The following is a 924-nucleotide window of genomic DNA, read 5'->3' as shown; positions in this document are numbered from 1 at the left end:
GCCTTCGGCGAGTTCGGCCACTGCATCGAGCTGGGCGACATTGACCGCGTCGTTGGCATTCACGCCGTCGGCGACGTTGACGATGCGACGCGTCGCCGGATGGCCGCCGGTACCGGTGCCGTTGCCGACGGACACCACGTTGTCCTCCGTCGCACGTGAGCCCGCGCCCAGCGCGACGCTGCTGGTGCCGCTGGCCCAGGCGCTCAGACCCAACGCGGTGGCATTGATGCCGCCGTAGGCGTAAGAGTCGCGGCCGATCGCGGTACCGCCCGCCGCGGTCGCCCAAGCGAACTGGCCGAAGGCGGTGGCGTTGTCCGCCGTGGCGCGCGCGGAACCGCCGACCGCGGCGGTGTTGAGCCCGGTCGCAAGGGCGGTGTTGCCGATCGCGACCGATATGTCGCCGCTGGCGTCGGCGTTGTTGCCCATGGCGACGGCATTGAGACCGGAGGCCGCAGCGCCGATACCGACCGCCGTCGTGCGCGTGTTGCTCGCCTCGGCGCCGTAGCCCAGCGCGGTGGAGAGCTCGCCGCTCGCTTCGGCGAATCCGCCGGTCGCGGTGGCGCCCAGGCCGGTGGCCTGGCTGTTGTAGCCGGCTGCCGTGGCCTGCGTATTGCTGGCGATCGCGGCCGCGCCGGTCGCGCTGCTGAAGGCGCCGGTGGCCTGCGCGCCTGCACCCAGTGCCGATGCGCCGTCACCGCTGGCGGTCGTGGTCTGGTCGAGCAGGACTTCGCCGGTGTTGGGATCGACGTAGTACAGCGTACCGCCGACTGCAGTGGCCGACGCACCTTCCGCCGTCGCGCCATAACCTGACGCGGTAGCAAATTCGCCGCCGGCCAGTGCGCCGGTACCGAACGCCGACGCACCCTGCGCATACGCGCTGCTGCCCGCACCCACCGCGGTGGCGTAATCGGCCTCCGCATAGGC

Annotated in this window: 1 pseudogene; it reads right to left on the bottom strand. The window is 71.9% G+C overall.

Features of this window, described 5'->3' with window-relative positions:
- Nucleotides 1–924, bottom strand: a pseudogene (locus RG19_RS00005) (ESPR-type extended signal peptide-containing protein); the annotation flags it as partial.

Source organism: Luteimonas abyssi (assembly GCF_001482195.1).
GTDB classification, from domain to species: domain Bacteria; phylum Pseudomonadota; class Gammaproteobacteria; order Xanthomonadales; family Xanthomonadaceae; genus Luteimonas; species Luteimonas abyssi.
The sequence above is the reverse complement of the archived record's forward strand: the minus strand, read 5'-3'. Positions and strand labels throughout refer to the sequence as shown.